Annotated in this window: 22 protein-coding genes and 1 pseudogene; 13 read left to right on the forward strand and 10 right to left on the reverse strand. The window is 29.9% G+C overall.

What is annotated here, in order from left to right:
* Positions 1-52 precede the first annotated feature (52 nt).
* The 4 genes from K8354_RS03445 to K8354_RS03460 all read left to right on the forward strand — a co-directional run bounded on the left by K8354_RS03445 (position 53) and on the right by K8354_RS03460 (position 6,291).
* Positions 53-940 carry an ABC transporter ATP-binding protein gene (locus tag K8354_RS03445; RefSeq protein WP_223445394.1) on the forward strand — a complete coding sequence of 296 codons (888 nt, stop codon included), beginning with the start codon at positions 53-55 and terminating at the stop codon, positions 938-940.
* Between the two features lie 3 nt (positions 941-943).
* Entirely contained in the window at positions 944-4,501 is a 3,558-nt protein-coding gene (locus K8354_RS03450) for an ABC transporter permease/M1 family aminopeptidase (RefSeq protein WP_223445396.1), read from the forward strand.
* A gap of 279 nt (positions 4,502-4,780) precedes the next feature.
* Positions 4,781-5,338 carry a hypothetical protein gene (locus K8354_RS03455; protein WP_223445398.1) on the forward strand — a complete coding sequence of 186 codons (558 nt, stop codon included), beginning with the start codon at positions 4,781-4,783 and terminating at the stop codon, positions 5,336-5,338.
* A gap of 269 nt (positions 5,339-5,607) precedes the next feature.
* Complete coding sequence (locus K8354_RS03460; RefSeq protein ID WP_223445400.1) at positions 5,608-6,291, forward strand: GOLPH3/VPS74 family protein; 684 nt, start codon at positions 5,608-5,610, stop codon at positions 6,289-6,291.
* Between the two features lie 366 nt (positions 6,292-6,657).
* Here the strand turns inward: K8354_RS03460 and K8354_RS03465 are convergent, their stop codons facing one another.
* From K8354_RS03465 to K8354_RS03480, 4 genes are read right to left on the reverse strand one after another with little or no spacing between them, the layout of a single operon-like run.
* A complete protein-coding gene (locus K8354_RS03465; RefSeq protein ID WP_223445402.1) occupies positions 6,658-8,109 on the reverse strand; it encodes a TolC family protein in 1,452 nt (483 codons plus the stop codon).
* The gene (locus K8354_RS03470; protein WP_223445404.1) at positions 8,102-10,441 is read right to left on the reverse strand and encodes an ABC transporter permease; all 2,340 of its coding nucleotides are present in this window, start codon (positions 10,439-10,441) and stop codon (positions 8,102-8,104) included. Before K8354_RS03470 ends, K8354_RS03465 begins: the two co-directional genes overlap by 8 nt.
* A gap of 10 nt (positions 10,442-10,451) precedes the next feature.
* Positions 10,452-11,135 carry an ABC transporter ATP-binding protein gene (locus tag K8354_RS03475; protein WP_223445406.1) on the reverse strand — a complete coding sequence of 228 codons (684 nt, stop codon included), beginning with the start codon at positions 11,133-11,135 and terminating at the stop codon, positions 10,452-10,454.
* A gap of 5 nt (positions 11,136-11,140) precedes the next feature.
* Positions 11,141-12,397, reverse strand: a complete 1,257-nt coding sequence (locus K8354_RS03480) for an efflux RND transporter periplasmic adaptor subunit (RefSeq protein ID WP_223445408.1) — start codon at positions 12,395-12,397, stop codon at positions 11,141-11,143.
* 202 nt (positions 12,398-12,599) lie between these two features.
* Here K8354_RS03480 and K8354_RS03485 point away from each other — a divergent pair, with 202 nt between their 5' ends.
* Positions 12,600-13,946: a sigma-54-dependent transcriptional regulator gene (locus K8354_RS03485; RefSeq protein WP_223445410.1), complete on the forward strand. Its 1,347-nt coding sequence runs from the start codon at positions 12,600-12,602 to the stop codon at positions 13,944-13,946.
* A complete protein-coding gene (locus K8354_RS03490) occupies positions 13,936-15,306 on the forward strand; it encodes a sensor histidine kinase (protein WP_223445412.1) in 1,371 nt (456 codons plus the stop codon). The genes K8354_RS03485 and K8354_RS03490 overlap by 11 nt, the downstream gene beginning before the upstream one ends.
* A gap of 316 nt (positions 15,307-15,622) precedes the next feature.
* Here the strand turns inward: K8354_RS03490 and K8354_RS03495 are convergent, their stop codons facing one another.
* Positions 15,623-16,981 (reverse strand): transposase, encoded by a 1,359-nt coding sequence (locus K8354_RS03495; protein ID WP_223445414.1) that lies wholly within the window; start codon positions 16,979-16,981, stop codon positions 15,623-15,625.
* A gap of 330 nt (positions 16,982-17,311) precedes the next feature.
* Here K8354_RS03495 and K8354_RS03500 point away from each other — a divergent pair, with 330 nt between their 5' ends.
* Complete coding sequence (locus tag K8354_RS03500; protein ID WP_223445416.1) at positions 17,312-17,440, forward strand: GPP34 family phosphoprotein; 129 nt, start codon at positions 17,312-17,314, stop codon at positions 17,438-17,440.
* 85 nt (positions 17,441-17,525) lie between these two features.
* Here the strand turns inward: K8354_RS03500 and K8354_RS03505 are convergent, their stop codons facing one another.
* Positions 17,526-18,155: a TetR/AcrR family transcriptional regulator gene (locus tag K8354_RS03505; RefSeq protein WP_223445418.1), complete on the reverse strand. Its 630-nt coding sequence runs from the start codon at positions 18,153-18,155 to the stop codon at positions 17,526-17,528.
* A 69-nt stretch (positions 18,156-18,224) separates the two neighbouring features.
* Here K8354_RS03505 and K8354_RS03510 point away from each other — a divergent pair, with 69 nt between their 5' ends.
* Complete coding sequence (locus tag K8354_RS03510) at positions 18,225-18,938, forward strand: CPBP family intramembrane glutamic endopeptidase (RefSeq protein WP_223445420.1); 714 nt, start codon at positions 18,225-18,227, stop codon at positions 18,936-18,938.
* 146 nt (positions 18,939-19,084) lie between these two features.
* Here K8354_RS03510 and K8354_RS18890 read toward each other — a convergent pair.
* A pseudogene (locus tag K8354_RS18890) lies at positions 19,085-19,901 on the reverse strand (IS110 family transposase); the annotation flags it as partial.
* A gap of 7 nt (positions 19,902-19,908) precedes the next feature.
* Here K8354_RS18890 and K8354_RS03520 point away from each other — a divergent pair.
* Positions 19,909-20,094: a hypothetical protein gene (locus tag K8354_RS03520; RefSeq protein WP_223445422.1), complete on the forward strand. Its 186-nt coding sequence runs from the start codon at positions 19,909-19,911 to the stop codon at positions 20,092-20,094.
* A 30-nt stretch (positions 20,095-20,124) separates the two neighbouring features.
* Here the strand turns inward: K8354_RS03520 and K8354_RS18790 are convergent, their stop codons facing one another.
* The gene (locus K8354_RS18790) at positions 20,125-20,634 is read right to left on the reverse strand and encodes a LytR/AlgR family response regulator transcription factor (protein WP_367890427.1); all 510 of its coding nucleotides are present in this window, start codon (positions 20,632-20,634) and stop codon (positions 20,125-20,127) included.
* Positions 20,635-20,805: 171 nt separating this feature from the next.
* Here K8354_RS18790 and K8354_RS03530 point away from each other — a divergent pair, with 171 nt between their 5' ends.
* From K8354_RS03530 to K8354_RS03545, 4 genes are all read left to right on the forward strand, one after another.
* Positions 20,806-22,185 carry a serine hydrolase gene (locus K8354_RS03530; protein WP_223445425.1) on the forward strand — a complete coding sequence of 460 codons (1,380 nt, stop codon included), beginning with the start codon at positions 20,806-20,808 and terminating at the stop codon, positions 22,183-22,185.
* 1 nt (position 22,186) lies between these two features.
* Complete coding sequence (locus K8354_RS03535; protein ID WP_223445427.1) at positions 22,187-22,648, forward strand: hypothetical protein; 462 nt, start codon at positions 22,187-22,189, stop codon at positions 22,646-22,648.
* Between the two features lies 1 nt (position 22,649).
* Positions 22,650-23,225: a helix-turn-helix domain-containing protein gene (locus tag K8354_RS03540; protein WP_223445428.1), complete on the forward strand. Its 576-nt coding sequence runs from the start codon at positions 22,650-22,652 to the stop codon at positions 23,223-23,225.
* 65 nt (positions 23,226-23,290) lie between these two features.
* A complete protein-coding gene (locus tag K8354_RS03545; RefSeq protein ID WP_223445429.1) occupies positions 23,291-23,491 on the forward strand; it encodes a zinc ribbon domain-containing protein in 201 nt (66 codons plus the stop codon).
* A gap of 44 nt (positions 23,492-23,535) precedes the next feature.
* Here K8354_RS03545 and K8354_RS03550 read toward each other — a convergent pair whose 3' ends face one another.
* A complete protein-coding gene (locus K8354_RS03550; RefSeq protein ID WP_223445430.1) occupies positions 23,536-24,237 on the reverse strand; it encodes a LytR/AlgR family response regulator transcription factor in 702 nt (233 codons plus the stop codon).
* The gene (locus tag K8354_RS03555) at positions 24,234-25,019 is read right to left on the reverse strand and encodes a sensor histidine kinase (RefSeq protein ID WP_223445431.1); all 786 of its coding nucleotides are present in this window, start codon (positions 25,017-25,019) and stop codon (positions 24,234-24,236) included. The genes K8354_RS03550 and K8354_RS03555 overlap by 4 nt, the downstream gene beginning before the upstream one ends.
* Positions 25,020-25,082 lie beyond the last annotated feature (63 nt).

The following is a 25,082-nucleotide window of genomic DNA, read 5'->3' on the forward strand; positions in this document are numbered from 1 at the left end:
AAGAAAATTTAAAAGCCTTCATATTTGTAGTGTACTTTAAAACCCAACACAAATGAATACATTAAAAATAAATAATTTAACAAAAACATATCCAAACGGTGTTAAGGCATTAAACGGAATTAACTTAGAAATCACAAATGGCATGTTTGGTTTGTTAGGTGCAAATGGCGCAGGAAAATCTTCTTTAATGAGAACCATTGCATCTTTACAAGAACCTACTTCTGGGAGTATAGAATTTAATAGTGTTGACATTGTAAAACAACCCAATGAAGTTAGAAAAAGTTTAGGTTATTTACCACAAGAATTTGGAGTATACCCAAAAATATCTGCTGAGAAATTGTTAGACCATTTAGCTATTTTAAAAGGGGTTTTAAATACAAAAGATCGCAAAGAACAAGTTTCTGCATTATTACAGCAAGTAAATTTATATCAGCATAGAAAAAAATCTGTCTATACTTTTTCTGGCGGAATGCGTCAACGTTTTGGAATTGCACAAGCATTGTTAGGAAATCCACAAATAATAATTGTAGATGAACCCACTGCAGGTTTAGATCCAGAAGAAAGTAATCGTTTTTTGAACCTACTAAGTGAAATAGGGGAAAACGTCATCGTTATCTTATCTACTCACATCGTGGAAGATGTAAGAAACTTGTGCACAAAAATGGCGATTCTGTCAAGTGGTAAAATAATTTCTCACGGTAATCCAAAGGATTTAGTTGCCTCGATTAATGGGAAGGTTTGGACTAAAATTATTCCGAAAAGTGAAATTGAAATTTTCAAGAAAGCTTTTGATGTCATTTCTACCAAGTTAGTAGCAGGAGAGACGCAAATTAGAGTATTGTCAAACAATAAACCTGAAGTTGGATTTGAAAAGATCACTCCAAATTTAGAGGATTTTTATTTTGCTACTTTATTTTATCAAACTAATAATAAAGCCTAAGTTATGTTTAAGAAATTATTACAATTCGAAATTTTTTATCAAGTAAAGCAACGTGCGTTTCCTTTATTTGCCTTATTGTTTTTAGCTTTGGGAATAACCATTGGAGGACAAGGGTTTGCACCTAAAGGAGTCAATTTTAACTCAGCATATCAAATATATTTTTATACAAATATATTTACTATAGGGAGTGTTTTTATCATCATGTTTTTCGCCATTAGCGCAATGCTGAGAGATAAACAACACAATATGGAAGGGTTAATTTACAGCTCTTCTATTAAAAAAGCACAATACTTCTGGAGTCGATTTTTAGGTACATTTATATTTAGTGTATTGGCTTTTTCACCATTTCTATTCGGGAATATATTGGGAAATTATTTTTCTGGTTTAAATCCTGAGCGTATTGCTGACTTTCAAGTAATGACCTACTTACAGCCTTGGCTATACATTGTATTACCAAATATTTTTATATGTACTACAATCGTATTTTCTGTAAGTACGCTAACCAAAAATAATACAGCGACTTATGTAAGTGCTGTATTTGTGTATATGCTATACCTTGTAAGTTCTATCTTTTTAAACTCCCCTTTAATGGCGCAAGCGGTTCCTGCATCACCAGAAAGCATGGCCATTGCAGCGCTCGCAGATCCTTTTGGAATTGCAGCATTTTTTGAACAAACACAATTTTGGACGCCTTTTCAAAAAAACACACAACTATTGTCTTTTTCTGGATTGTTTTTATGGAATAGACTTGTTTGGATATTTGTGTCATTAGGAATTTTATTAACCACATATAGTCTCTTTTCATTTAGAAAAGTTTCAAACAAAGTAAAAAAGGAGCTTAAAGAGAAAAAGGTAAATACTCAATTCATAGCTTATAAACCTATGCAAACACTACATAATTTTAAAGCGCAGTGTTTAGCATTTTTCTCATTATTAAAAATAGAGTTAACGGGTGTTTTTAAAAGTCTTCCGTTTATAGCTGTTATGATCATGTGGTTGTTTTTTGTGTTTTCTAGTGTTTATGCTACAGCAGTGAGTGGTCAAGAATATGGTGTAAGCGTGTATCCATTTACAAATCAACTTATAGAGTTAATTGTAAATCCATTAAAATTATTTAGTTTACTCTTAATTGTTTTTTATAGTTCAGAAATCGTATGGAGAGAACGTAGTGCCAATTTCAATACTATTTTAGATGCAACTCCAGCGAAAAATTGGGTCTTTTTTACGTCTAAATTAACGGCATTAATAATACTACCACTGCTGTTGATTACATCTGCTATAATAATCTGTATTCTGTTTCAATTAAGTTTAAATTTTAAAAACTTTCAGTTAGACTTGTACGCTTCCGTATATTATCATTATGGATTGCAATTGGTTATATTTTGTGTGATTGCCTTATTCGTCAATACTTTGGTGAAAAGCAAATATTTAGGAATGGGGATTTTTGGGGTAATCGTTCTTTTAACGTTAAATTCTGGTATTCTTGGGCTTGAGCATCCGTTAACAAGCCTTGATTATTTACCTAGTCCACAATACAGCAATATGAATGGGTTTGGTGGAGTTTCAAATCTATTTGATCACTTGGCTTTATACTGGTTTGCTTTCGGTTTACTATTAGCTATATTATCTTTTAAAATATGGAATAGGGGATTAGTCCCTAGTTTTTCTGTCAAACTAAAGCAATTCGCTTTGTATTGGACAAAAGCTCAAAAATTCGCTACTGCTACAGTATTTGTTTTGTTTTTAAGTGCAGGTAGTTTGGTGTATTACAATATGGTTTCAGATTATGAAACTATGAATGAGAAATTAGAATTTAGAAAAAACTATGAACTGAAATTCAAAAAATATAGCAGCATTGATAGATTAATTCCGACTTCAAAAAAGACTATGGTCGATATCTATCCAAATGAAAGAAGGTATGCTGTTGAAGCTGATTATATGCTGAAAAATAAAAGTGAGCAACCAGTATCTGAATTTTTCATTACAGAGAGAATACCATTAGAATATATCTCAATAGAAAATGCACAGTTAGTTGCTCATGATTCTATTTATGGAACATATGTATTCAAGTATAATCAGCCTTTACAGCCAAACGATTCTGTAAGGTTTACTTATAAATTAAAGAAAGAAGTAAATGGCTATGAACAAGATAATTCACTCGTTAATAACGGTACTTATTTGAATAAATTTGTCAATTTCGAACCTTTTGTAGGGTATACATCAACATTAGAAATTTCTAATGGAGCTGAACGTAAAAAAAGAAATTTACCAGAGCGCATTGAACAGAATAATTCAGACGCACATATTGTTTTAGGAGATAGTAAATATGAGAAAGTAAAATTCGAAACTATTATCTCTACTTCTATAGATCAAACGGCAATTAGTTCTGGTCGTTTAATAAGTAATTGGTCGGAAAACAATAGGAATTACTTTCATTATAAATCTGCCGAAAAAATAATACCTGAAATCGGTTATTTTTCTGCAAATTATGAGTCTAAAAAAACGGACTATAAAGGCATTTTAATAGAGCAATATTATGATGTAACTCATGATTTTAATATTGAAAACATTGAAAACAGTGTGAAAGAAACACTAGACTATTGTCAAGAAAATTTTGGAGCCTATGCTTTTGATCATGTAAGAATAGCTGAAGTACCATCTTATTGGCCTTTTGGTGGCTTTGCACATCCAGGAGTTATTAGTATGGTTGAAGACCGATTGTATTTAGCAGATGTTAGAAACGATGAGACCTTCAATTTAGTTGGAAAAAGAACCATTCACGAAGTTTCACATCAGTATTGGGGACATACACTAACTGCAAAACCAGTGGCTGGAGCATCCTTATTTGTGGAAGGTTTTGCAAAATATACAGAAGCTGTTGTACTGCAGAAAATGTATGGAAAAAGCATATTGTTTACCTTGACTGAAAATGCAAGAAGTCGATATTTTTCAGGAAGAACTTTTGAAGGAGGCATTGAACCACCCGTTTATAAAGTTGCAGGACAAGGCTACATTTCTTATGGAAAAGCACTAACAGTTATGCTAGGTTTACGAGATTTAATAGGTGAAAAACAAGTCAATAAAGTATTAAAAATAATTACAGATAGACATCGATCAATAAACAAATTTGAAGCGACCACGATCGAATTATTAGATGAAATTTATAAAGTAACTAGTCCAGAACAAAGAGACTTGGTAGATGATTGGTTTAAAAAAGTAATTACGTACGATTTGAAAGTTGATGAGGCTTCCTATAAAAAATTAGCAGATGGCACTTTTGAAGTTTCAGCCACCATAAATGCGAATCGTTTTGAAACACTGGATAGTGGTGAAATTAAGGAAATTGAAATGAATGAGCCCATTAAAATAGGTGTATTTACCAAACATCCATCAAAAGTTGCTAAAGATGAGCAGTCAATATTATATTACAAATCACATGAGATTTCTAACGAATTGACAAAAATTAAAATCATAGTAACTAAGAAGCCTGTTTTTATTTCTGTAGATCCTTATGGTACAAGATTAGATGAGAATTTAGTGGATAATATAATGAGTTTGTAATTTGTTTTTTGGATATGTGAAATAACAACCTAGAGAAACTAATTCAATACTAATATTTACTACTATCCTTGATATAAATTAAATTCTAAAACATACCCAATAATTTAAACTACACAGCAATTTCAATTTTAATCACATAATATATACAACTCATCACTTTTTAATTTAGAAGTCTTTTTAAAAGCTATTTTTGAGGCTTCAACAATATAATAATCTAGAGTAACAAATTACTCTTTAATAGATTTTTAAATGAATTTAATTAAAAATAAAACTAAAAAAATGAAAAATTACAACAGTATTATCCCCCAACTTTTATCACTTTTTTTACTCATTTCGCTTTTAAGCTGTAATTCAGATGATGATTCTTTTGATGGAGGAAACATTCCATTATTTACAGAATCAGATATGCCTATGATTCACGGAAACTCAGAAAAAACATGGCGAATTACAGAACTTATTAATGATTATTATAACCCTTCTGATCCTTTAGAAATTGAGTTTTCTTGTTTGGCTGATGATGAATATACATTTTCAAGTGTAACGAATCAATTTTCAGTGAATCTAGGTGATGACAAATGTTTTGGAAAAAATGATGATGGAATATTTACTGCTGATGTTGAAATTTTTGATGGTGAATTGGTGTTTATGGATGCTTCTGATGGAGAAACAATATATCTACGCTATTCCAGAGGATATATGAATGCTGATGGCACTGCGCAAGGAATTTCTATTCGATATTATACGTTGGCAGAATTATCAGAGAGTAGAATGGTATTTTATAGAGGGAACATAAAGTTTGGTGAATATAAAGAAGCGATTGTATTTGAGGCTATTTAAGGATTAATTCTAAGAATTCAAACAAGATTATAAAAGCTAGAGTAGTTGGACTTCTATTTCTTTCAGCATATTTATTGTATGGTTTTGTTTTTGCTTTCTGGCTAATTTTAAAGCAAGATAGTAATAGAGTAGTGGCTTAGCCCATTTAGAAATCCAAGATTTAATGAAAAAGATTTCTTTCATTGATCACAAAGTCCAAAATTTAAATATGCAGTTTAATTGTAACAATTTTAACTTTATAACTACTAATATAGAAAGCAACTTACGTTATGACTGATTTAAATTTGATAGATAAATACCTATTACTAGCATTAGATGATGAAAAAGGAAGCTTTAATTCTGGTCCTTTTGCATTGACCTACGGATTTGCTGGAGCAATATTTTTAGAACTTTCCTTAAGAGAGTGTGTCTCTATAGTTGACAAAAAAGTCGTTGTAAATAACTTCAAAAGAATTGATGATACTTTTCTTAAGAAGTATGTAGATCTAATCAAAAACTCAAACAGAGAACGTTCTCTAAAATATTGGATTCAAAAGTTTGGAAACAAAGAACGTGATATTAAAAAGGAAACGCTGGATAAATTAATATCAAAAGGAATTCTAGTTAAAAGAGAACAGAAGTTTTTATGGGTATTTAACAATGATAAATTTCCAACCGTAAATACAAAACCAGAAAATACCTTAAGAAAAAGATTATATGAAATCGTAGAACTTCATAAAAAACCTACGCTAGAGGAACTGATGTTGGTAAGTCTTATAAATACTTGCAAAATGGATAGAATTGTTTACGGAAAAGAACGTTACAAGAAGTGCAAAAAGAATATTAAAGCTATTGTTTCTGATACTGAAAACAATATGTTAAGTACTACTATGAAAGAAATTCATACACAAATAACAGCGATGATTGTGGTAATGATTTCAGCATCAATAGCAGCAACCACAGCGGCTAGTTAGAATTTAATTTATAATTAGTAAAAAACCAGTACTCAAGTCTCGGTTTTTTGCTAAAATAAAATCACCTTTTTTAAGGTTTTGCAATTATAGTTTTCTGATTTAAGACCTTAATAAGGTTTGCTTTATATAATTTGCCAATAGTTATGCACAATAGGAATTATTTCTCTTATATATAATTATGAATAAAATAATATCTGTTGTTTTTACTTTTGTAACTCCCTTGTATTATCAAGCAAATTATTGTCTGATCTTGTGCCATAAAGATCTATTGAAACATAACTAGGTTTTTTGTTTACAATAATCATATTTTAACATGACTTTTAGAAATAAAAGTTTTGAATTAACTTTGATAGTCAAAATCTATTTTTAAATACCTCTATAGTAATCTAATATTTTTACTCTGAATAAATACTCATATTTGGTGATGCTGAGATTCAATTTAGAGGAGTCCAAATTATTTTTGCTATTGATATATTCTACAACATTAGAAACACCGTTATTAAATCGCACTTCGTTAACACGAAAAGACTCTTCATATGCTTCTACTTGCTTTTTTAAAACTTGAAATCTTTTAAAGGAAGCTACCATATTATTATGAGCTTCTTGAATAGATTGTTTAAAGATAAACTTGGTTTGTTTTAAATTAATTTGTGATTCTTCATGTTGAATTTCTTCAATCTTCACTTTATTTCTAGCCATAAATCCATTAAATAAAGGAACTCTAATCGCTACTCCAACCGCAGAGTTCAGGTTGTTTTCAAATTGGTTTTTATAATTGATTTTTGAACTTTCAAATTGCTCTTGCCTACTAAAAACAGCATAATCTTGCCCGCTTATCGAAACAAAGTCTCTGGTTTCAATTGTAGAGGTTCCTGTTTGGGTAAATAGTTCTGCTGCACTTGAATAGTTAGTGTTTAATTGACCAAAAAAGGATACTTCTGGTAAGTAATTAGATTTAGCAACTTTCATCCCGGTTTTTGCAGCTTCAATTCGTAATTGCTTAGATTTAAAAGTTGCTAAATTTTCTAGAGCATCATTATAAATATCACTGGCTGAAAAATGATACTTCTCTGTATTGATCAGTTCAAAATTATTTTCAAAATTATTTTCAGAATCAACATCTAATCCCAACAGCATTGCTAAATTTAAAATTGTTGATTTAAAATTATTATTAGCGGTAATTATTTCTGATTGTTCTCTTGTATATTGTCCTTGCATATCTGTAAAATCTGCAGGATTCCCTAATCCATTATCATACTGTGATTGCAACCTTTTAAGTTGTTTTTCAGTAGTTTTAAGTCTTGCTTTTGAAATTTTTAGCAGATCTCTGTTGTTCAATATTTGAATATATAAGAGTGTAACTTCAAGAATCAAATTTTGTTTGGCTTCTTCAATTTCCATTTCAGATGCCTGCAAATTAAACTTACTTTGTTTAATTTCATTTTTAATTTTAAATCCGTTAAAAATAACGACATCTAAACTTAATCCTGCATTAGAAAAGGTAACCTCTTGATTGATATAGCTGTTGGTAAACGGATCAATACTGCGTCCATTATTAATTCCAAGATTATAATTCATATTTAAGCTTGGTAGCACTTTATTTTTATTCTCTTTAAAATTTACATCTGAAGTTTTGGCTCTCAATTTTTTAACGTTCAAATCAAGATTATTTTTAATAGCAATGTTGATGCATGCTTCTAATGTGTGCATGGGTCTTAGCTGGTTTTGGGAAAATCCAAAACCAGCTAAACCTATCCAAAAACTTATGAATAATAATATCTTTTTGTTTATCAGTATTAATTTATACGAATTACTCATTTCTTAAGCTTTTTACAGGATTGGCCAATGCAGCTTTAATAGATTCATAACTTATTGTTAGTAATGAGATGCTAATTATGAGAACTCCAGTTGCTATAAATATCCACCAAGGCATATCTATTCTGTATTCATAATCCGTTAACCATGTATTCATAAAATACCACGCTATCGGAACGCCAATTACAATACCTACTAAAATTAATTTTATAAAATCTTTAGTTATAAGTGAAGTAATTTCAAATACAGAGGCTCCTACAACTTTCCTCATCCCTATCTCTTTCGTTCTTTGTTCTGCAGTAAAAATGACCAAACCAAATAATCCTAAACACGAAATTAAAATTGCAAGAATTGAAAAGAATGTTGATAATGTATAAAACATAGATTCACTTTTATAGAGCTTATCATACTCACTATCCATAAACTTATATTCAAATGGAAATGCAGGATTTAAACGCGAGTGCAGCGACTCAAGAGAGGCCAACGTTTGCTCAACATTATCGGTAGTATATTTAATAAAGGCTGTATTAAATTCAGCATATCCTTCACTTCTAATGATTAAGGGAAAAATAGATTCTTTCATAGAGCTAAAATGAAAATCTTTAACGACGCCAACAATGGTCCCAGAATTTCCCCAAAAAGATAAAGATTGTCCTATCGGATCTTCCATATTCATTTGCTTCATGGCACTTTCATTAATCAAATATTCAATGTTGTCAGGGTTATTATGAATAAGGTCTCTGCCCATAAGCAGCCTTGCCCCATAGGTTTTTATAAAGTCTGTACTTCCAGCCATTCCTGTAAATAAAGAACCGTCATCGTCAGATTTTCCATTCCATATTACTTCTGGAGAGGTGCCATACTCACCTAATAAAACATGTGAAGTTTTCGTAACTGAATTCACTCCTGAAATTTGTAAAGCATCCGTTTTAAAAGCGTCGAAGTTTTTCTGTAGATCTTTTGAAAGCGTTATTGCCAATAAATTTTCTCGTTCAAAACCAATATCCTTAGTCTGAACATAATCTAATTGTTTTGAAATGATGAGCATCGAACTTATAAAAATTACAGAGATGGTAAATTGAAAAACAACTAAGGCTTTTCTGATCCATTTAGTCCTAGAACTGGTTTCTATTTTCTTTTTAAAAATATCCGTCACCTTAAAAGAGGAAAGTAAAAATGCTGGGTAACTTCCAGATAATAACCCCGTAAGGAATGTGATAAGTATTAGCATGATCCAAGTAGTTGCGGGTAAACTTTCTAGGCCGATATTTTTATCTGTAATTTGATTAAAAACAGGGAGAACAAGTGCAATAAAAAGTAACGCAAAAAATAAACTTGAAAAAGATAAGAGTATCGCTTCTCCTAAAAACTGACCTATTAAACTGCTTTTTTCAGCACCAAGTACCTTTCTTACTCCAATTTCTTTTGCACGTTTTACAGAGCCGGCAGAAGCCAAATTCATAAAATTAATACTTGCAATCAACATGATTAAAAAAGCAATAATTCCAAATAAACGGACATACTCAATTTTTCCACTACCATTTTCAAGATCAGCATATAAATAAGTATCTGCATATGGCTGAAGTTGTATGGCCAATTCTCCTAATTGATATTCTTGCAAAAAAGGTTTTAACTTTTGCTCTACTTGTTTCGCATCTGTACCTTTTGTTAGTTGAACAAAGGTATTGGTTCCTAAGTTTTTCCAATCAGACATCCAAGGACTTTCAGCAAAAAGCGAATCAAAGGATAGATAAAAATCACTATTCTCTGTAGTATTTATATTAGCGACTTCAAATACTAAAGTAACTTCTAATATTTTAGTGTTTTCATAATTTAAGGTTTTTCCAATGGCACTTTTTGCATCTTCAAAAAATAATTCTGCCATGTTTTTTGAAATTGCAATAGTATTTGGAGTTCCTAATGGATTCGATACATTTCCTTCTATAATCTTGAAAGAAAACATATTAAAATAATCATTACTCACAAACTTTCCCTTCTGTTTTAGAATCTTTTGTCCATTAGAAAACGTGTAATTCCTATTGTTGTTTGACATCGCTGTTGCACCCTGAATTTCGGGAACTTTTTCTTTTAATTCTTTATAAAGAAGGGACGGTGTGCCGTATCCATAATTTGCTCCTTCAGAAGTCGTTAAGTAAACTGCATAAAGATCGTCATTGTTATCGTGATATTTGTTAATACTATTTTCGCTAGATATCCATAAATAAATTAGTAAAAAACAGAATAAACCAGACGTTAACCCTAAAATATTGAGAAATGACAAGGCTTTATTTGCCTTTATATTTCTCCATGTTAATTTGAAATAACTTTCTATCATGATTTGTTTTTTAAAAATTAGATAAAATATTTTCTGTTACTTTTTCACCGTCAAGCATACGGATAATGCGATTACCGTATTTTGCATCGTGTTCACTATGGGTAACCATAATAATTGTAGCACCTTGATTATTAAGTTCGGTAAGTAATTCCATAACTTCGTTACCTGTTTTACTATCTAAGTTTCCTGTTGGCTCATCTGCCAGAATAAGTTTTGGGTCGTTTACTAAAGCTCTTGCAACAGCCACACGTTGTTGCTGACCTCCAGAAAGTTGTGTTGGAAAATGGCCTCGTCTATGCATAATTTGCATTCTTTCAAGAACATTTTCTACCATTTTTTTACGCTCACTTTTCTTAATCCCAGTGTAGATTAAGGTTAATTCAACATTTTCAAAAACAGTAAGTTCATCAATTAAATTAAAGCTTTGAAACACAAAGCCTATATTATGCTTTCTAATATCTGCCCGCTTACGCTCATTATAGTTAATGACCTCTTCATCATTAAAAAGGAAACTCCCTCCATCCGCATCATCTAAAAGACCTAAAATATGAAGTAATGTTGATTTGCCGCTGCCAGAAGGCCCCATAATAGAGACAAACTCTCCTTTATTTACCTCAAACGAAATTTTATTTAAGGCTATTGTTTTGTATTCTTCAGTGGTGAAATATTTTTCTAAGTTGTTAATTTTTATCATGAGTTCTATTTTTTGTTTAATTTTAATTCGTTTTTGTCTCCGTAGTCTTGGTAACTCGAAGTAATAATTTTATCTCCTGGTTGAAGTCCTGTTAGTACTTCGTAATATTCTGTATTTTGACTTCCTAGTTGAATATCGACTTTATAGGCTATTTTTTCATCATCACTAAGTTTAAATATCCAATTCCCTCCAGTTTTTTGAAAGAAACTACCTTTAGGAATTAGGATTGCTTGTTTCTCATCACTTAATGCCAATCTAATTTTTAAAGATTGACCTCGACGAATTCCTTCTGGAACTTCAGACTCTAAATGCATGTCCACTTGAAACCGTCCATTGGTAACTTGTGTGTATACTTTTTTGATGACTAATTTATAAGTATTTCCATTAAAAGAGAACACCCCATTTTGTCCAGGATAAATTCTAGAGATGTAGTGTTCATCAATATCAGCTCTTACTTTAAAGCCACTGAGTACATCCACTTGACCTAGACGTTCGCCTTTGTTTTTAGATTGTCCTATTTCTGCATCTAACGATGTTAATTGTCCATCAACAGGTGCTCTAACAATAAGATCTCCAACTTTTTTGCGCATCAGCGCTAAAGCACTTTGAGTTCTGGTATAAGAACTTTTGGATTGCGATGCTTCTAATGAAGATGAAAGTGAGTCTTGTTTTAATACTTGCAAAGCCAACTCCATACGTTGCTTTTGGTAGTTATAATTATTTTCTGCTTCTTTAAACTCTTGGCTTCCTATGGCCTTTTCATCGTAAAGTATTTTATTTAAATCATATATTCTCTTGGCTTCAATAAGAGCATTTTCTACATCCGTTTTTCTATTTAATTTATTGATCGTGTTTTCACGAGCTGCATTCTGAGAAATTTGCATTTGAGTTAACAAATTGTACACAGAAGTTTCTTGATTCACTAAATTTAATTCTAAATCGGAATTAGAAAGACGTAAAATGGGTGCGCCTTTTTGCATAATAGCGCCATCTTCAACAAATATTTCTTCAACTCTTCCTCCTTCAAGCGCATCCAAATAGATGGTTGTGATTGGTAATACGGTTCCATTCACAGGAATGTTTTCTTGAAATGAACCGTCTTTAACTGTGCTAACTATGATACGCTCTGTATCTATGTTTAACCTTGAATTTCCTCCAAACGAAGTTGATGCGTATATTATAAACGAAAGTAAGAGAATTGCCCCAACAGCAAAGATAATTTTTGACGTATTAAACTTTTTCTTGGTAATTGGTATATCCATTATTCTATTATTTGACTATCCTTATGGTATTATCGTGCCAAAAACATAAATTACTGAAAGTCATAAATTTAACGTCTCTTGTGAAATAAAAAGTGTTCGGTTTTGATACACTTACTGTGCGGTTGCGTAACACTTTTTGAAGTTTAAAATTTTGTATCTAAATATCTCACTTGTAGATTAATATATTTATACTTTTGTAAATATGTTATTAAGAAATACTTCTATTCTAGTGATTGATGATGACACTGACGTATTGATAGCAATGAAAATGTTATTGAAGTCTCAGGTTAAAGAGGTCGTTGTTGAAAAAAATCCAAATAACCTTATATCAGTACTCAAGAAAAATAAATTTGACCTGGTAATTCTAGATATGAATTACAATAGTGTTGTAAATACTGGGAATGAAGGTATTTACTGGCTCACTAAAATTAAAGAGATTGATAAAAATATTGCTGTAATTTTAATTACAGCTTATGGTGATTTAGACTTAGCGATACGTGCTCTTAAAAAAGGTGCTTCAGATTTTATTGTAAAACCTTGGAAAAACACAAAGTTATTAGAATCTATCAGTGAGGTATTGTCTACTCTAAAATCCAATAAAGCAAAAAAATGGAGTCCAAAAGTAAACGGAATTAAGCTTTTAGGAGAAAGTAACGCGATGAAAGAGGTTTTCTTTAGGATAAAAAAAATTGCACCAACAGATGCCAATATTTTAATTCTTGGAGAAAACGGAACTGGAAAAGATCTTATTGCTAAAGCGATTCATGATTCTTCATTAAGATCTGACAAACCCTTTGTAAAAGTAGACGTAGGTGCCTTAACATCATCGTTATTTGAAAGCGAATTATTCGGTTATGTCAAAGGTGCCTTTACAGATGCCAGAGAAGATAGAAAAGGTCGTTTTGAAGCTGCAGAAGGGGGGACATTGTTTTTAGATGAGATCGGTAATATTAGTTTACAACAACAGGCAAGGTTATTAACAGTACTTCAGAATAGACATATAACCCCTTTAGGTTCAAATGTAGAGATTCCAGTTGATATTAGATTGATTTGTGCCACAAACTCAGGACTTGAAATATTGGCAAATGAAGATGTTTTTAGGAAGGATTTAATTTATCGAATCAATACGGTTGAAATTATGATTCCTCCCTTAAGGGAAAGAGACAAGGATATTGTTTTATTGGCGAAACATTTTATAGAGTTATACACAGAAAAGTATCTTAAATCAAATATAACCTTTGATGAAAGTTTTATAAAGAAACTGAATACTTACCATTTTCCTGGTAATGTTCGTGAGCTTCAATATACCATTGAAAGAGCAGTAATCATGTTAGATACAGAGGTTTTAAAAGCTAACGATTTAATGTTTTCACCGATTGAAAGTCATGCAAAAACAACAAAGCCAAAAGATTTAAAATTAGAAACAGTAGAAAAAGATACGATATTAAAAGTGATTGAAAAAAATAATGGTAATATCTCTAAATCTGCTAAAGAACTGGGAATTACAAGAACAGCGCTTTATCGAAGATTGAATAAATATGACTTATAAAAAGTATAAATTATCGTTACTTCTTAGAATCGCTTTGATTTTCTGTTTGCTAATTATTTTGGCATTTTCTTTACTTACTTTAAATTTTAAGACAAAAGTATTAACCTCCACGATTACTATAGTACCAATTATCCTGATTATAATTTTTGTTCTTAATAATCTGCTTAATTTCACCATAAAAAGACAGAAATCAATACATGATTTTTTTGAATCTGTTAAATATAGAGATTTCTCTCAATGGTTTAATGAAGATTCTGGGCCAGAAGATATCAGAGAACTGCATAAAGGTTTTAATGTCGTCAATCAGACGATTAAAGATATCAATAAAGATAAAGAAGCGCAGTATTTATATCTTCAAAAAATATTGGAACTGGTGGATACAGGAATTATCGTTTATAATACTAAATCCGGAGACGTTCTTTGGGTGAACGATTCTTTTAAGCAAATTTTAAATATTCCTACCATTAAAAACATTCAGTTTGTTAAAAAAAGGAATCTAAAAATGTATACCGATGTTTTTACAACATCTCACAAACAAGGAAATGCCATAAGTATTGATATTGAAAACAATAAAACCAAAATATTAATATCGAATTCTTCTTTTAAAGTGAAAGATAAAGCGTTCAAATTAATTGTACTTCAAAATATTGAAAACACCTTAAATCAAAATCAGTCAGAGGCTTGGAATAAATTGCTAAGAGTAATGACTCATGAAATTATGAATTCTATCGCTCCTATTTCATCTTTAGCTGAAACTTTACAAACTAAAATTCAATTATCTATCGAAGACCCTCTTGAAAATAAGATGGATATTAATGACCTTTATTTAGGTATTGAAAGCATTAGAAATAGAAGTGATGGGTTAATGAAGTTTGCGAATACATATCGAGGTTTAAATAAGATTTCTAATTTAAATTTAAGGAAAGCTTCAATTCATGCATTATTTGAAAGTATATATAATTTATTACAACCTTCTCTAAATAATAAGAATGTTGCGTTGCAACTTACACCAGACAATAATGAGCTTCAAATTGAAATGGACACTTCTTTAATAGAACAGGTATTAATTAATTTAATTCTAAATGCAGCAGAAGCTTGCAAAAATGTAGAAAATGCTCAGATCCAATTATCAGCTAAAAAAAATATTGATGGCCTTACAATTATAAAAATTTCTGATAACGGCATGGGAATACCAAAAGAAATATTAGATAAAGTATTTATTCCGTTTTTCAGTACTAAAAAAAATGGTAGCGGAATTGGTTTAAGTCTTTGTCAACAAATCATGTTTCTTCATAAAGGGAGGATTCTAATTAACTCTATTGAAAATAGTGGAACAATTATTCAATTGGTATTTTGTTAACAATCGTGTTTTATCAGGTGGAAAAGATTAAGAAATGGCAGGAGAGTTTTTTGAATATCATTTAAATTTTAAAGGTACTGTAAAACCTTTTTTTGCTAAACTTTGAGATGTGAAAAATGAAAAAATCATACAAACAATTTAAAATCATTCTGATGAGGCACTTTCAGAAGTAGCTGACTTTAAAAAAACAATTTTAAAAAAGCCATTTAAAATTTGTAATTTTTAAATGGTTTTTTAGTTTTTCACTATTCATTTTAGTTTTTCAGTAAAATCAAGGCGTATTTATCCTACGCATTTATTTTCTTAAAATTAATGTTTAGGCTACTTTTTCTAAAATTTTCTTTTGCATTCTTCTACCAACTTCAAGGCAATTAGCTGTATGGATTCCAAAGAATATCCAGAGAATTTCAGTTTTCTTTGTTTTGGCTTTTATCTTTTTTAAATGATAGTGTTCTTTTTCTTTTCCAAAACTGCCTTCTAAACGTGTGGCTCTTTCTTTGGTTATCATTTTGGCTAATTGCAGTTGCTGTTTTCTATGTTTTGAAGGTTTTCCTTTTGGCTTAAAATCAGTTTGTATGTTGTTTGAAGTAGCAAAAACTCTATTCTTGTTGGTGGCATAGATGGCATCTGCTCCTACAATTCTCACTTTTGTCTTTGTAAGTCCTTGCGCTTTGTAAATGGTGTTTTTAAACTGAGTGCCTTCGTTAAAATTATCAAAACTAATTCGCTGAATAAAGTTGATTCCGTCAATTTGAAGCTTGTTTACTTTAGCTCCAAATTCTACTTTTTTTATCTCTTTACCCCTTACAATTGGTCTTAGGTAGTCTTTGTCAATACTTACAATTCTGTTCTTGGGCTTTTCTCCTTTAGTAAAAAGAAGTTCTTGTTGAACACTTATCTTTTTTATAGTAGCTCTTCGTTTATAATAATTACAAGGCAATTCTAAATCATATTGCTTTTCTAAGTTGTCTAATATCTTATTTATTTTTTTTAATAAGTGGAGTAAGGATCTTGTTAAAGGGACACGTTTCTTATTGGTTTTTCTTCGCATCTTGCTGTAACTGATATACCGTTTTTTCCATTTTAAATATTTAGTGCGTGGTAATTTTAAGGATGCTATTTTGCAAATTATTTTCATTTGATGATGACTCCAATGAACAGATTCCCAAAGTAACTTTTGATTTGTTGGATAGCGAACCTCACTCTCATAACAAGTAGCATCTGTAAAAACAGCCGATTGCTCTTTTATAAAACTAGACCAATGATTGAATAAAGTTTTTTCTACTTTTTCTATCGCTAAATTTTGAGCCAACTCACAACGTATTTGACTCACAATTTTGTAATTCGTTAAACGATGATGTCCTAAATGCAGGTCACAGAAAAACTGATAATCAATATTTGCATTGAGTTGTTCAATTAATTTTTTATCTGAACAACAGGCATAATGTTTTAAAAATATCAATGCTATTTTACCTTTGGGACTAAAATAATTTTTTGTCCCTTTAACGGATTCTTTAATCTTAAAAACAGATACCAGATCATCCCAAGGAATTGCTAAATAAATTTTCCCTAAATCACCTAACAAAAATTGATTAAAATAAAGTTGAAAATTTTCACTAGCACTTAAAAATGGAAATTCGTGCTGAAATTCGGAGATTCTTCGTATTTTAGACATAGACAGTAAATTAAAAACCCCGATTTTTGAGTGTACAGCTCGTTTTCGGGGTTTATTTTTATCTAAAATACAACTTATTTAACTGATAAACAAGTGTTTATTTACTTATGAAAGCGCCTGATGACATGGGTTTAGGGATGGACATTCGTTCTGACGGAGGACTAATAGCGACACCCAACAAAGATAAAACAATTAAAATTTGGAAGGTTTCTAAATGAAATTTAATAAAATAATAAATTTTAGACCATCTAATTATTAAATTAAAATACCAATAATTTGTATGTAACATTTTTTAATTTCTGATGACTAATATAGTAAACAACTTACGTTATGACCGATTTAAATTTGATAGATAAATTTCTACTATTAGCATTAGATGATGAAAAAGGAAAATTTAATTCTGGCCCTTTTGCATTAACCTATGGACTTTCTGGAGCAATATTTTTAGAACTTGCCTAAAGAGATAGTATCTCTATAATTGACAAAAAAGTAGTTGACTGTAAGTTAAAAACCGCATAAAGATAATAATTGAAAAAAAACAGATTTATCTTTTATTAGAATCTATAATTTCATAAAATTCTTTCTTTCCTTTTACAGTAAGATAAGGATAAAGTATACTTAATAAAGTATTTGCTTTTTTTTCTATTATACTCTCATTAATTCTCCCTCCATATAATACGGTAGAATACAACCAAGTATTACTATAAACAATCATTTGTTCGGCAAGATTTTGGCATTCCCAATCCAGTATAGATACTTTCATTAATTTATTCTTTTTTAATTGAGTAAATAAAAAGATATAACTCTCAAATCGTGCATCATATATTTTATGAAAATGTGTTTTTATATTATCATTTAAATTTATGATATTAAATAAGTCTGTCCAGAAAAATTGATAATCAATCATTCGCTTCATCGTTAACTTAATTTCAATTTTTATTTGATTTATAGAAACTTCCATCTTAGGGAAATTTAAGAGTCTATAGTCAAACTCTCTTGTCATTTCAAAATATAAAGCCTCCAAAATTTCTTCACGTTTTCTAAAATGATAATTTAAATTCCCTGAACTCATCTTTAATGATTTTGCAATCATTCTAATAGTTACTGAACTATAAGATTGCTCATTAAATAAGTGCCTTGAATTATCCAATATTTTTTCTTTTGTCGATTTCATTAGTAAACTTGTCCTAATTTAAATTATTATTAGTAAATTTGTCCTAAAATTACAAAAAAAAACAATTAGATGAATAATATAGAACAACAAAAGAAATCTTTTATTAAAATTCTTTTAGAAATAGCAATTGTATTCCTTACTATATTGAGCATAAAACACCTTGCAGATTATTTCAACGTGATTGGTGCTGGTTCAATAGCAATTTGGTGCGGAATTATAGTTAGTACAGTTTTCATGAAACAAAAAAAAATAAGATGGAAAAAATTTGGATTTAAGTTTCCAATAGGCATAAAAAATTGGTTGATTAATATATTAATAGCAATTGGAATTGTAATACTAGTATTTTCAATTATGGGATTCATAGTGAAACCAACATTGGAAAGTTTCGGTCTCACGAATCCAGCAGATGTAGCAGATAGATTTGCCTTTTTTATGGGAAAACCTCTTGTGTTTATAGTCTACCTAATTACAGTTGTTTGGTTTGGTGCAGCGTTAGGTGAAGAATTGTTATTTCGCGGATATTTACTAAATAGATTGATCGATTTTACTGGAAATAATAAATTGGGAATAATTATAGCATTAATTATTCATACTATAATATTTGGAATGCTACATATTTACCAAGGACTAGCAGGTGTTATTGCTACTGGTTGTATTGCCCTTATATTTGGTTCAGTCTATTTTATAATTAAGCGAAAACTTTTTCCTATAATAATTGCACATGGAATTATTAACTCTCTTAGTCTTATTGGATTATATCTAAATGATGGCGTTATAAGTTAGAGATAAAGAATTGAATAAAACCTACAGCCAACAAAGAACTGAGTTAAGAAACAACTATTTTACTTCGTTAAATTTCTTCAATATTATATTAGGCTCAAAATGCTATTACTTGGTATTTTGAGCTTTATTTTTCTGTTTAATTCTATTTATTTAGGCAGTACTGAAACATGGGTTTCATCATATACTAATCCTGATTTTACGATAGCAAAACTCTGTTTTAACAACTTATAAGATACAGCTATTAATGCCAATTTCTTGCTCTTGGCTTTGTTTACAATACGTAGATAAAGTTCTCTGCAGCCTTTTTTATGCTTACATGCTGTAAATGAACATAGAAATAATAGGTTTCTTAACTTTCTATTGCCAACTTTACTAATTCTTGCTCTTCTCCTTACACTACTTCCAGATTCTCCTATAGTTGGTGTGATTCCTACATAAATACAAAGTTGTGAGGCTGTCTCAAACTTTTAAAAACCAACTTTAACTACAATTAAAAATAACGCCGTGTTTACACCTATACCTGAGATACTTGCTAAAAGTGTTAATTGAGCTTGTTGTACTTGCTTTACCAAAGTAAGTAACTTCTCTTCTATCCCCTTTATCTAAGAACCTTTTTGTCCTTTTCAGAAAACGGTAAACATATTTTGATGGAATACCTAAGACATCCTCACCGTGAATTTTATTCTTGGTAGCTGTTCGCTTTTTTATCAAACTATCTAACCATCTAAAGAGTTGTAGACATCCACTTTGAACTTCTGTAAGCGCATTGTATAAGGGAACTTCGTTGATCATCCCATAGTTAGAAATTGCTTTTGCATCACTTTGATCCGTTTTTACTTTAGCTAATTTCATTTGTATAAAACGCTTTATTGATAATGGATTGGCAGCAGAAACTAAAATACTTTGTTTATGTAAGAACTGAACTAATCTGTAATGATAGTAACCTGTTGCTTCCTTAATTACTTGTAATATGGATAGAATTGTTTTTGGAAAAGAACGTTACAAGAAGTGCAAAAAGAATATTAAAGCTATTATTTCTGATACTGAAAGCAATATGTTAAGTACTACTATTAAAGAAATTCATACACAAATTACAGCCATGATTGTTGTTATGATTTCTGCATCAATTGCAGCAACCACAGCAGCTAGCAGTTAATGTTTAAATGATCTGTAAACGAATAGAATTTTAATTCAAAATTTTAAGAAGATTGGCTTTGTATAATTTACCAATTGGGATTATATGATCTTGAATATGTATTCGATTTCCATCAATTTTATTGATATATTGTGTAGCAACAGCAAATGATTTGTGTACTTTTATAAAATCATTTGTTGGTAATGATTCTAAAATATCAGATATTTTATCCCTAATCGTAATGGTTTCAGTTTTAGTGATGATTTTTGTATAATTTCCAGAAGCTTCTACAAACAAAATTGCATCGATTTCTAATTGAATATGAGATTTATTCTGACGAATAAAAATACGTTTTGGTAAAGTTTCACTTGCTTCAAGTATTGGTTTCTTTACCTTTTTATTTGAATCAACAACTTTATTAACGGCTTTTAAAAAGCGCTCAAAACGAAATGGTTCTAATAAATAATCGACAATATTTAATTCATAACCATCAATGACAAACTCACTATAAGCAGTAGTTACAATAACTTTTACAGGAAACAGTAGTATTTCTTTACCTATATGGAACTCTCTTTAAAAACTATAAAAACTCTACTTACTCATTAAAATAAAGTCCACATGTACTATTATTTCAGGTAATTACCACAGATGTCATAAAGATGTCATAAGTTTGGCGCTAGTGTCTATGGGTATTGTATTTAATTTTGTAAACGAAATATTTAATACAAACACATGAACAATTATTTTACAAGTATCCTTTTCTTTTTTATTACATATATTGGGTTTAGCCAAAGCTATCAATCTAAAATTGATGCTGTAGTTTCATCAACTTACAGTTCTAAAGAACCAGGAATTTCAGTTTTAGTAGCCAAAGATAGAAAAGCCATTTATAGTAAAGCTTTTGGAAAATCTAATTTAGAATTAAACACTCCTTTAGAAACTAATAGTGTCTTTCAAATTGGCTCTATAACAAAACAATTTACTGCGATTTCTATTTTAATGCTAGAAGAACAAGGTAAGTTAAGTGTTGAGGATAAAATTGGAAAATACATTCCTGAATATGCTGAAATTGGAAAAGACATTACCATTCATCATCTATTAAACCATACTTCGGGAATAAAAAACAGAACACCTGTTGGTGACAAGGGTTTTATTTCTAAAACTAATATGTCACCTACAGAACTTATTGCATATTTTAAAGATGAACCTTTAGAATTCAAACCAGGAGAGCGTTTTAAATACAGTAATGCAGGCTATATTTTACTAGGGCGAATTATTGAAATCGTTTCTGGACAACCTTACAGTGATTTTATAGAACAAAATATTTTTGATAAAATAGGAATGAAGAATTCATCCTGTGGAGATATGAAACAAGTTATTCCCAACCTTACTAAGGGTTATATCATTGAACAAAATGATTTTGTAAAATCAGATTATATAAATTTGTCTTTAGCGTATTCCGCAGGAGCTATTTTATCTACCACAGAGGACCTTTTAAAATGGCAAAATGCATTACTTTCAAACACACTTTTAAAAGCTTCTAGTATAAAACAAGCTATGACACCAACCTTATTAAACAGTGGAAAAAGAGTACCTTATGGATATGGTTTTCGATTTTCAAAACTGGGAAATTCTCCTGTAATTGCCCACACAGGAAGCACGAAGGGGTTTACCAGTATTGCGCTGTTTTTACCTAAAGAGAAACTGTATATAACTGCATTAACCAACTGTAATTGTAAGAATGTAAATAACGTGGCGAAACAAGTTGCTGAATTATTTGTAAATCTACCCGATAATAAAATAACAGAGGTTGAGAATAATCAACCTGAGAGAAAATCAATTGATGTACCTTCAGAAATATTAAGTGACTATACAGGTACTTATGAGGTTAAACCAAATGTAAACCTTACTATAGGATTGGATAACACAAATCAATTATACTTATTAGCTCCAGGTCAAACCAAGAAGGTCGAATTATTTGCCGAAACTCAAAATCATTTTTTTGTAAAAATTGTAGATGCAGAAATCACTTTTAATACAAATGAAAAGGGGAAGGTTATTAGTTTAACTATGAATCAATCTGGTCGTAAAATCACTGCTAAAAAGAATTAATATGGAAAATAACGAAAAAACTACTTTGCAACAGGCGATACATTTTGCAAAAGTACCTGTAATAATATCATTATTTCTATCACCAACAAGATATACTTTAGAATTGATAGGATTACCAGAGAATGCCATTTTTATAATTGGTTTACTTTGGCTTACCTTAGGATTTGCCATATATTTAGGTATTAAAACGTTTAACGAGAAAAAACCTTATCAAATCATTTTATTAAGTTTGATTATTTTTTCTCCAATTTCTAGAATTCCAGTAGCTATACTTTGGTGGATAGATACAAAGTGGGAAATTGGCACCCATTATGGACTGTATTATGATAGTTTTGGTGATGCCTTATTGAATCATGTAATTTATGGTTCATTAGTTCAGTTGATTCCTGCATTTTTGTTAGGCACAATAACGATAGCAATAATGAGATACAGAAAAACAATCACTCAAAATAAATCTTTATAAAATGGATAAAAATTATTTAGCTTTAAGAGTAAAAGAATTAAGAAACCAAAGAGGAATGTCTCAAGAATTTCTGGCTGAAGAATCTGGATTGAGTTTAAGAACGATACAAAGAATAGAAAAGGGGGAATCTAACCCAACAGGTGAGTCGTTAAAACGTTTAGCAAATGCCTTAAATGTGATTCCAGATGAATTGATAGATTGGTCAGTAAAAGAAGATAAAAAATATTTAATATATCTCAATTTATCTGCGTTAACATTTCTGTTTTTTCCATTATTAGGAATTTTAATTCCATTTATACTTTGGACATCAAAAAAAGGTAAGATAAAAAACAGTAATAAGCTGGGTAAAGATTTAATCAATTTCGAAATCACGTGGACCATACTGTTATTTTTTATCCCTCTAGTATTTTTCATCATATCAAAAATTGGACTCACAGACCAAATAACGTTAAGTACATTTTTTATAGTTATTGGCTTTTTGTATGTCGCCAATTTAATTTTAATATTGATCAACACACTTAGAATAAACAATGAAAAAGAGGTGATATATAGACCTCGATTTAAGTTTTTAAAATAAAAGGCAATGAATAATAGCGTTAATATTTTACAGCCATATAGTATCAACTCAAAAAATATAAAACTATGAAATACAAATGTCCGAAGTGTGATAATGCCACTTATGAAATTGGAGAAATGAGAGCCACAGGTGGTACGTTGTCGAAAATATTTGATGTACAAAATAAAAAATTTACGTCAGTGACTTGTAAAAAATGTACTTATACTGAATTCTTTAAAGCAAAAACAGGTGCTTTGAGTAATATTTTCGATTTTTTCACGAATTAAAATAGTTTTACTGAAGCACAAATTTTTTAAATGAATCTTAAAGATTATTTAAAAAGTTGATTAATATTTGTTTTATATAGCTTACCAATAGGTACAATGTGATCGCCAATAAAAATTCTATTACCTTCTACCCTAGCGATGTGCTTTTTTGCAACGGCAAATGACTTATGAACTTGAAGAAAATCATTATCAGAAAGCAATTGGATGGTATCCGATATTTTTTCACGAATACTAATTGTATTATTTTTAGTAACAAATTTGGTATAATTGCCTGAAGCTTCAATAAATAGAATATCGTCTACATCTACCTGAATATGACTACTATTTTGTTTTAAAAAGATATGTTGTCCTTTAGGCTTTACAACCTCTTTACTTTCTTTTCTTATTTTATTAGTGTCAGAAGATGTTACTTTATTAACAGCACTCAAAAATCGCTCAAAACGAAATGGTTTTAATAAATAATCTACAATGTTTAACTCATAACCATCAATGGCAAACTCACTATAAGCAGTAGTTACAATAACTTTTGGAGGATTTGTCAATGTCTTTAAAAAATCAAAACCTTTTAGTTTAGGCATATTTAAATCTAAAAAGATCAAATCAACTTGATGCGTGTTCAAATATTCCAAAGCTTCTAAAGCACTATAACAGTTTTTCTGCAATTGCATATGAGGAAGCATTTCACAATATTCCATAATAATTTTATGGGCAATATGTTCATCATCAATAATTAAATATTTCATCATTTCAAGGTTAAAGATAGTGTAACTTTATAAATAGTATTGTTAATGTCAAAAGAAAGTGAATGCCTTTTTGGGTAAACTAATTCTAATCTTCGTTTTAGATTTTTTAAACCAATGCCTTCTTGATTCTTTGTTTGTTGCAAATCAAAATTATTTTCAATGACTAATTGAACTTCATTATTGCTCTCTGTAAAATCAATATAAATGAATGCATCTTTTTCCAAATTTTCCAAACCGTGTTTAAATGCGTTTTCTAGTAGAATGATAAAAAGTAATGGCATCACTTTAGCATCAGGATTTTCGATAGTATGATTGAATTGTACATCCGATTTTTTGTGATAACGAATTTCTTGAAGCTCTATATAATTTTGTAAATAATCCAATTCGTTTTTAAGGGTTACCCAATCTTTTTCGCCTTCATAAATACTATAACGCATCATATCAGAAAGTTTAAGAACCATTTCTCTTTCTTTGGAATTCTTCTCCATCATTCCATATAAATTATTGAGCGTATTGAAGAAAAAGTGAGGATTTACCTGACTTTTTAAATGTAGTAGTTCTGTTTTTTCTTTTTCGTTCCTTAACTTAAATATGGATTTTATTTGTTTAAAAATCCAATAGGCAATCGTTATAAATACGATAATAAAGTAGAATGCAATAAATTCTGCAAATCCTTCTAATTTACCAAAGGTGTCATTAAATACAATAATAATGATACCTATAATTACAAGCGTTAATTTAAATAATCGCTTCATAATTTTCTTTCTATTTTCTGATATTTTCATCTTCATCCGTCAATATTACTTAAATAAAATTCCTCCAACAAATTAGTTGATAAACAATAGTTA

The sequence above is a fragment of the Polaribacter litorisediminis genome (genome assembly GCF_019968605.1).
Classification (GTDB): Bacteria; Bacteroidota; Bacteroidia; order Flavobacteriales; family Flavobacteriaceae; genus Polaribacter; species Polaribacter litorisediminis.

What these genes read in the sequence shown, in the direction of transcription:
- K8354_RS03465 (WP_223445402.1), bottom strand. Translation starts at nt 8,109, where the DNA reads ATGAGTAATTCGTATAAATTAATACTGATAAACAAAAAGATATTATTA.
- K8354_RS03550 (WP_223445430.1), bottom strand. Translation starts at nt 24,237, where the DNA reads ATGATGAAATATTTAATTATTGATGATGAACATATTGCCCATAAAATT.
- K8354_RS03495 (WP_223445414.1), bottom strand. Translation starts at nt 16,981, where the DNA reads ATGTCTAAAATACGAAGAATCTCCGAATTTCAGCACGAATTTCCATTT.
- K8354_RS03530 (WP_223445425.1), top strand. Translation starts at nt 20,806, where the DNA reads ATGAACAATTATTTTACAAGTATCCTTTTCTTTTTTATTACATATATT.
- K8354_RS03545 (WP_223445429.1), top strand. Translation starts at nt 23,291, where the DNA reads ATGAAATACAAATGTCCGAAGTGTGATAATGCCACTTATGAAATTGGA.
- K8354_RS03520 (WP_223445422.1), top strand. Translation starts at nt 19,909, where the DNA reads ATGGATAGAATTGTTTTTGGAAAAGAACGTTACAAGAAGTGCAAAAAG.
- K8354_RS03490 (WP_223445412.1), top strand. Translation starts at nt 13,936, where the DNA reads ATGACTTATAAAAAGTATAAATTATCGTTACTTCTTAGAATCGCTTTG.
- K8354_RS03510 (WP_223445420.1), top strand. Translation starts at nt 18,225, where the DNA reads ATGAATAATATAGAACAACAAAAGAAATCTTTTATTAAAATTCTTTTA.
- K8354_RS03460 (WP_223445400.1), top strand. Translation starts at nt 5,608, where the DNA reads ATGACTGATTTAAATTTGATAGATAAATACCTATTACTAGCATTAGAT.
- K8354_RS03455 (WP_223445398.1), top strand. Translation starts at nt 4,781, where the DNA reads ATGAAAAATTACAACAGTATTATCCCCCAACTTTTATCACTTTTTTTA.
- K8354_RS03485 (WP_223445410.1), top strand. Translation starts at nt 12,600, where the DNA reads ATGTTATTAAGAAATACTTCTATTCTAGTGATTGATGATGACACTGAC.
- K8354_RS03450 (WP_223445396.1), top strand. Translation starts at nt 944, where the DNA reads ATGTTTAAGAAATTATTACAATTCGAAATTTTTTATCAAGTAAAGCAA.
- K8354_RS03555 (WP_223445431.1), bottom strand. Translation starts at nt 25,019, where the DNA reads ATGAAAATATCAGAAAATAGAAAGAAAATTATGAAGCGATTATTTAAA.
- K8354_RS03470 (WP_223445404.1), bottom strand. Translation starts at nt 10,441, where the DNA reads ATGATAGAAAGTTATTTCAAATTAACATGGAGAAATATAAAGGCAAAT.
- K8354_RS03480 (WP_223445408.1), bottom strand. Translation starts at nt 12,397, where the DNA reads ATGGATATACCAATTACCAAGAAAAAGTTTAATACGTCAAAAATTATC.
- K8354_RS03505 (WP_223445418.1), bottom strand. Translation starts at nt 18,155, where the DNA reads ATGAAATCGACAAAAGAAAAAATATTGGATAATTCAAGGCACTTATTT.
- K8354_RS03540 (WP_223445428.1), top strand. Translation starts at nt 22,650, where the DNA reads ATGGATAAAAATTATTTAGCTTTAAGAGTAAAAGAATTAAGAAACCAA.
- K8354_RS03475 (WP_223445406.1), bottom strand. Translation starts at nt 11,135, where the DNA reads ATGATAAAAATTAACAACTTAGAAAAATATTTCACCACTGAAGAATAC.
- K8354_RS03500 (WP_223445416.1), top strand. Translation starts at nt 17,312, where the DNA reads ATGACCGATTTAAATTTGATAGATAAATTTCTACTATTAGCATTAGAT.
- K8354_RS03445 (WP_223445394.1), top strand. Translation starts at nt 53, where the DNA reads ATGAATACATTAAAAATAAATAATTTAACAAAAACATATCCAAACGGT.
- K8354_RS03535 (WP_223445427.1), top strand. Translation starts at nt 22,187, where the DNA reads ATGGAAAATAACGAAAAAACTACTTTGCAACAGGCGATACATTTTGCA.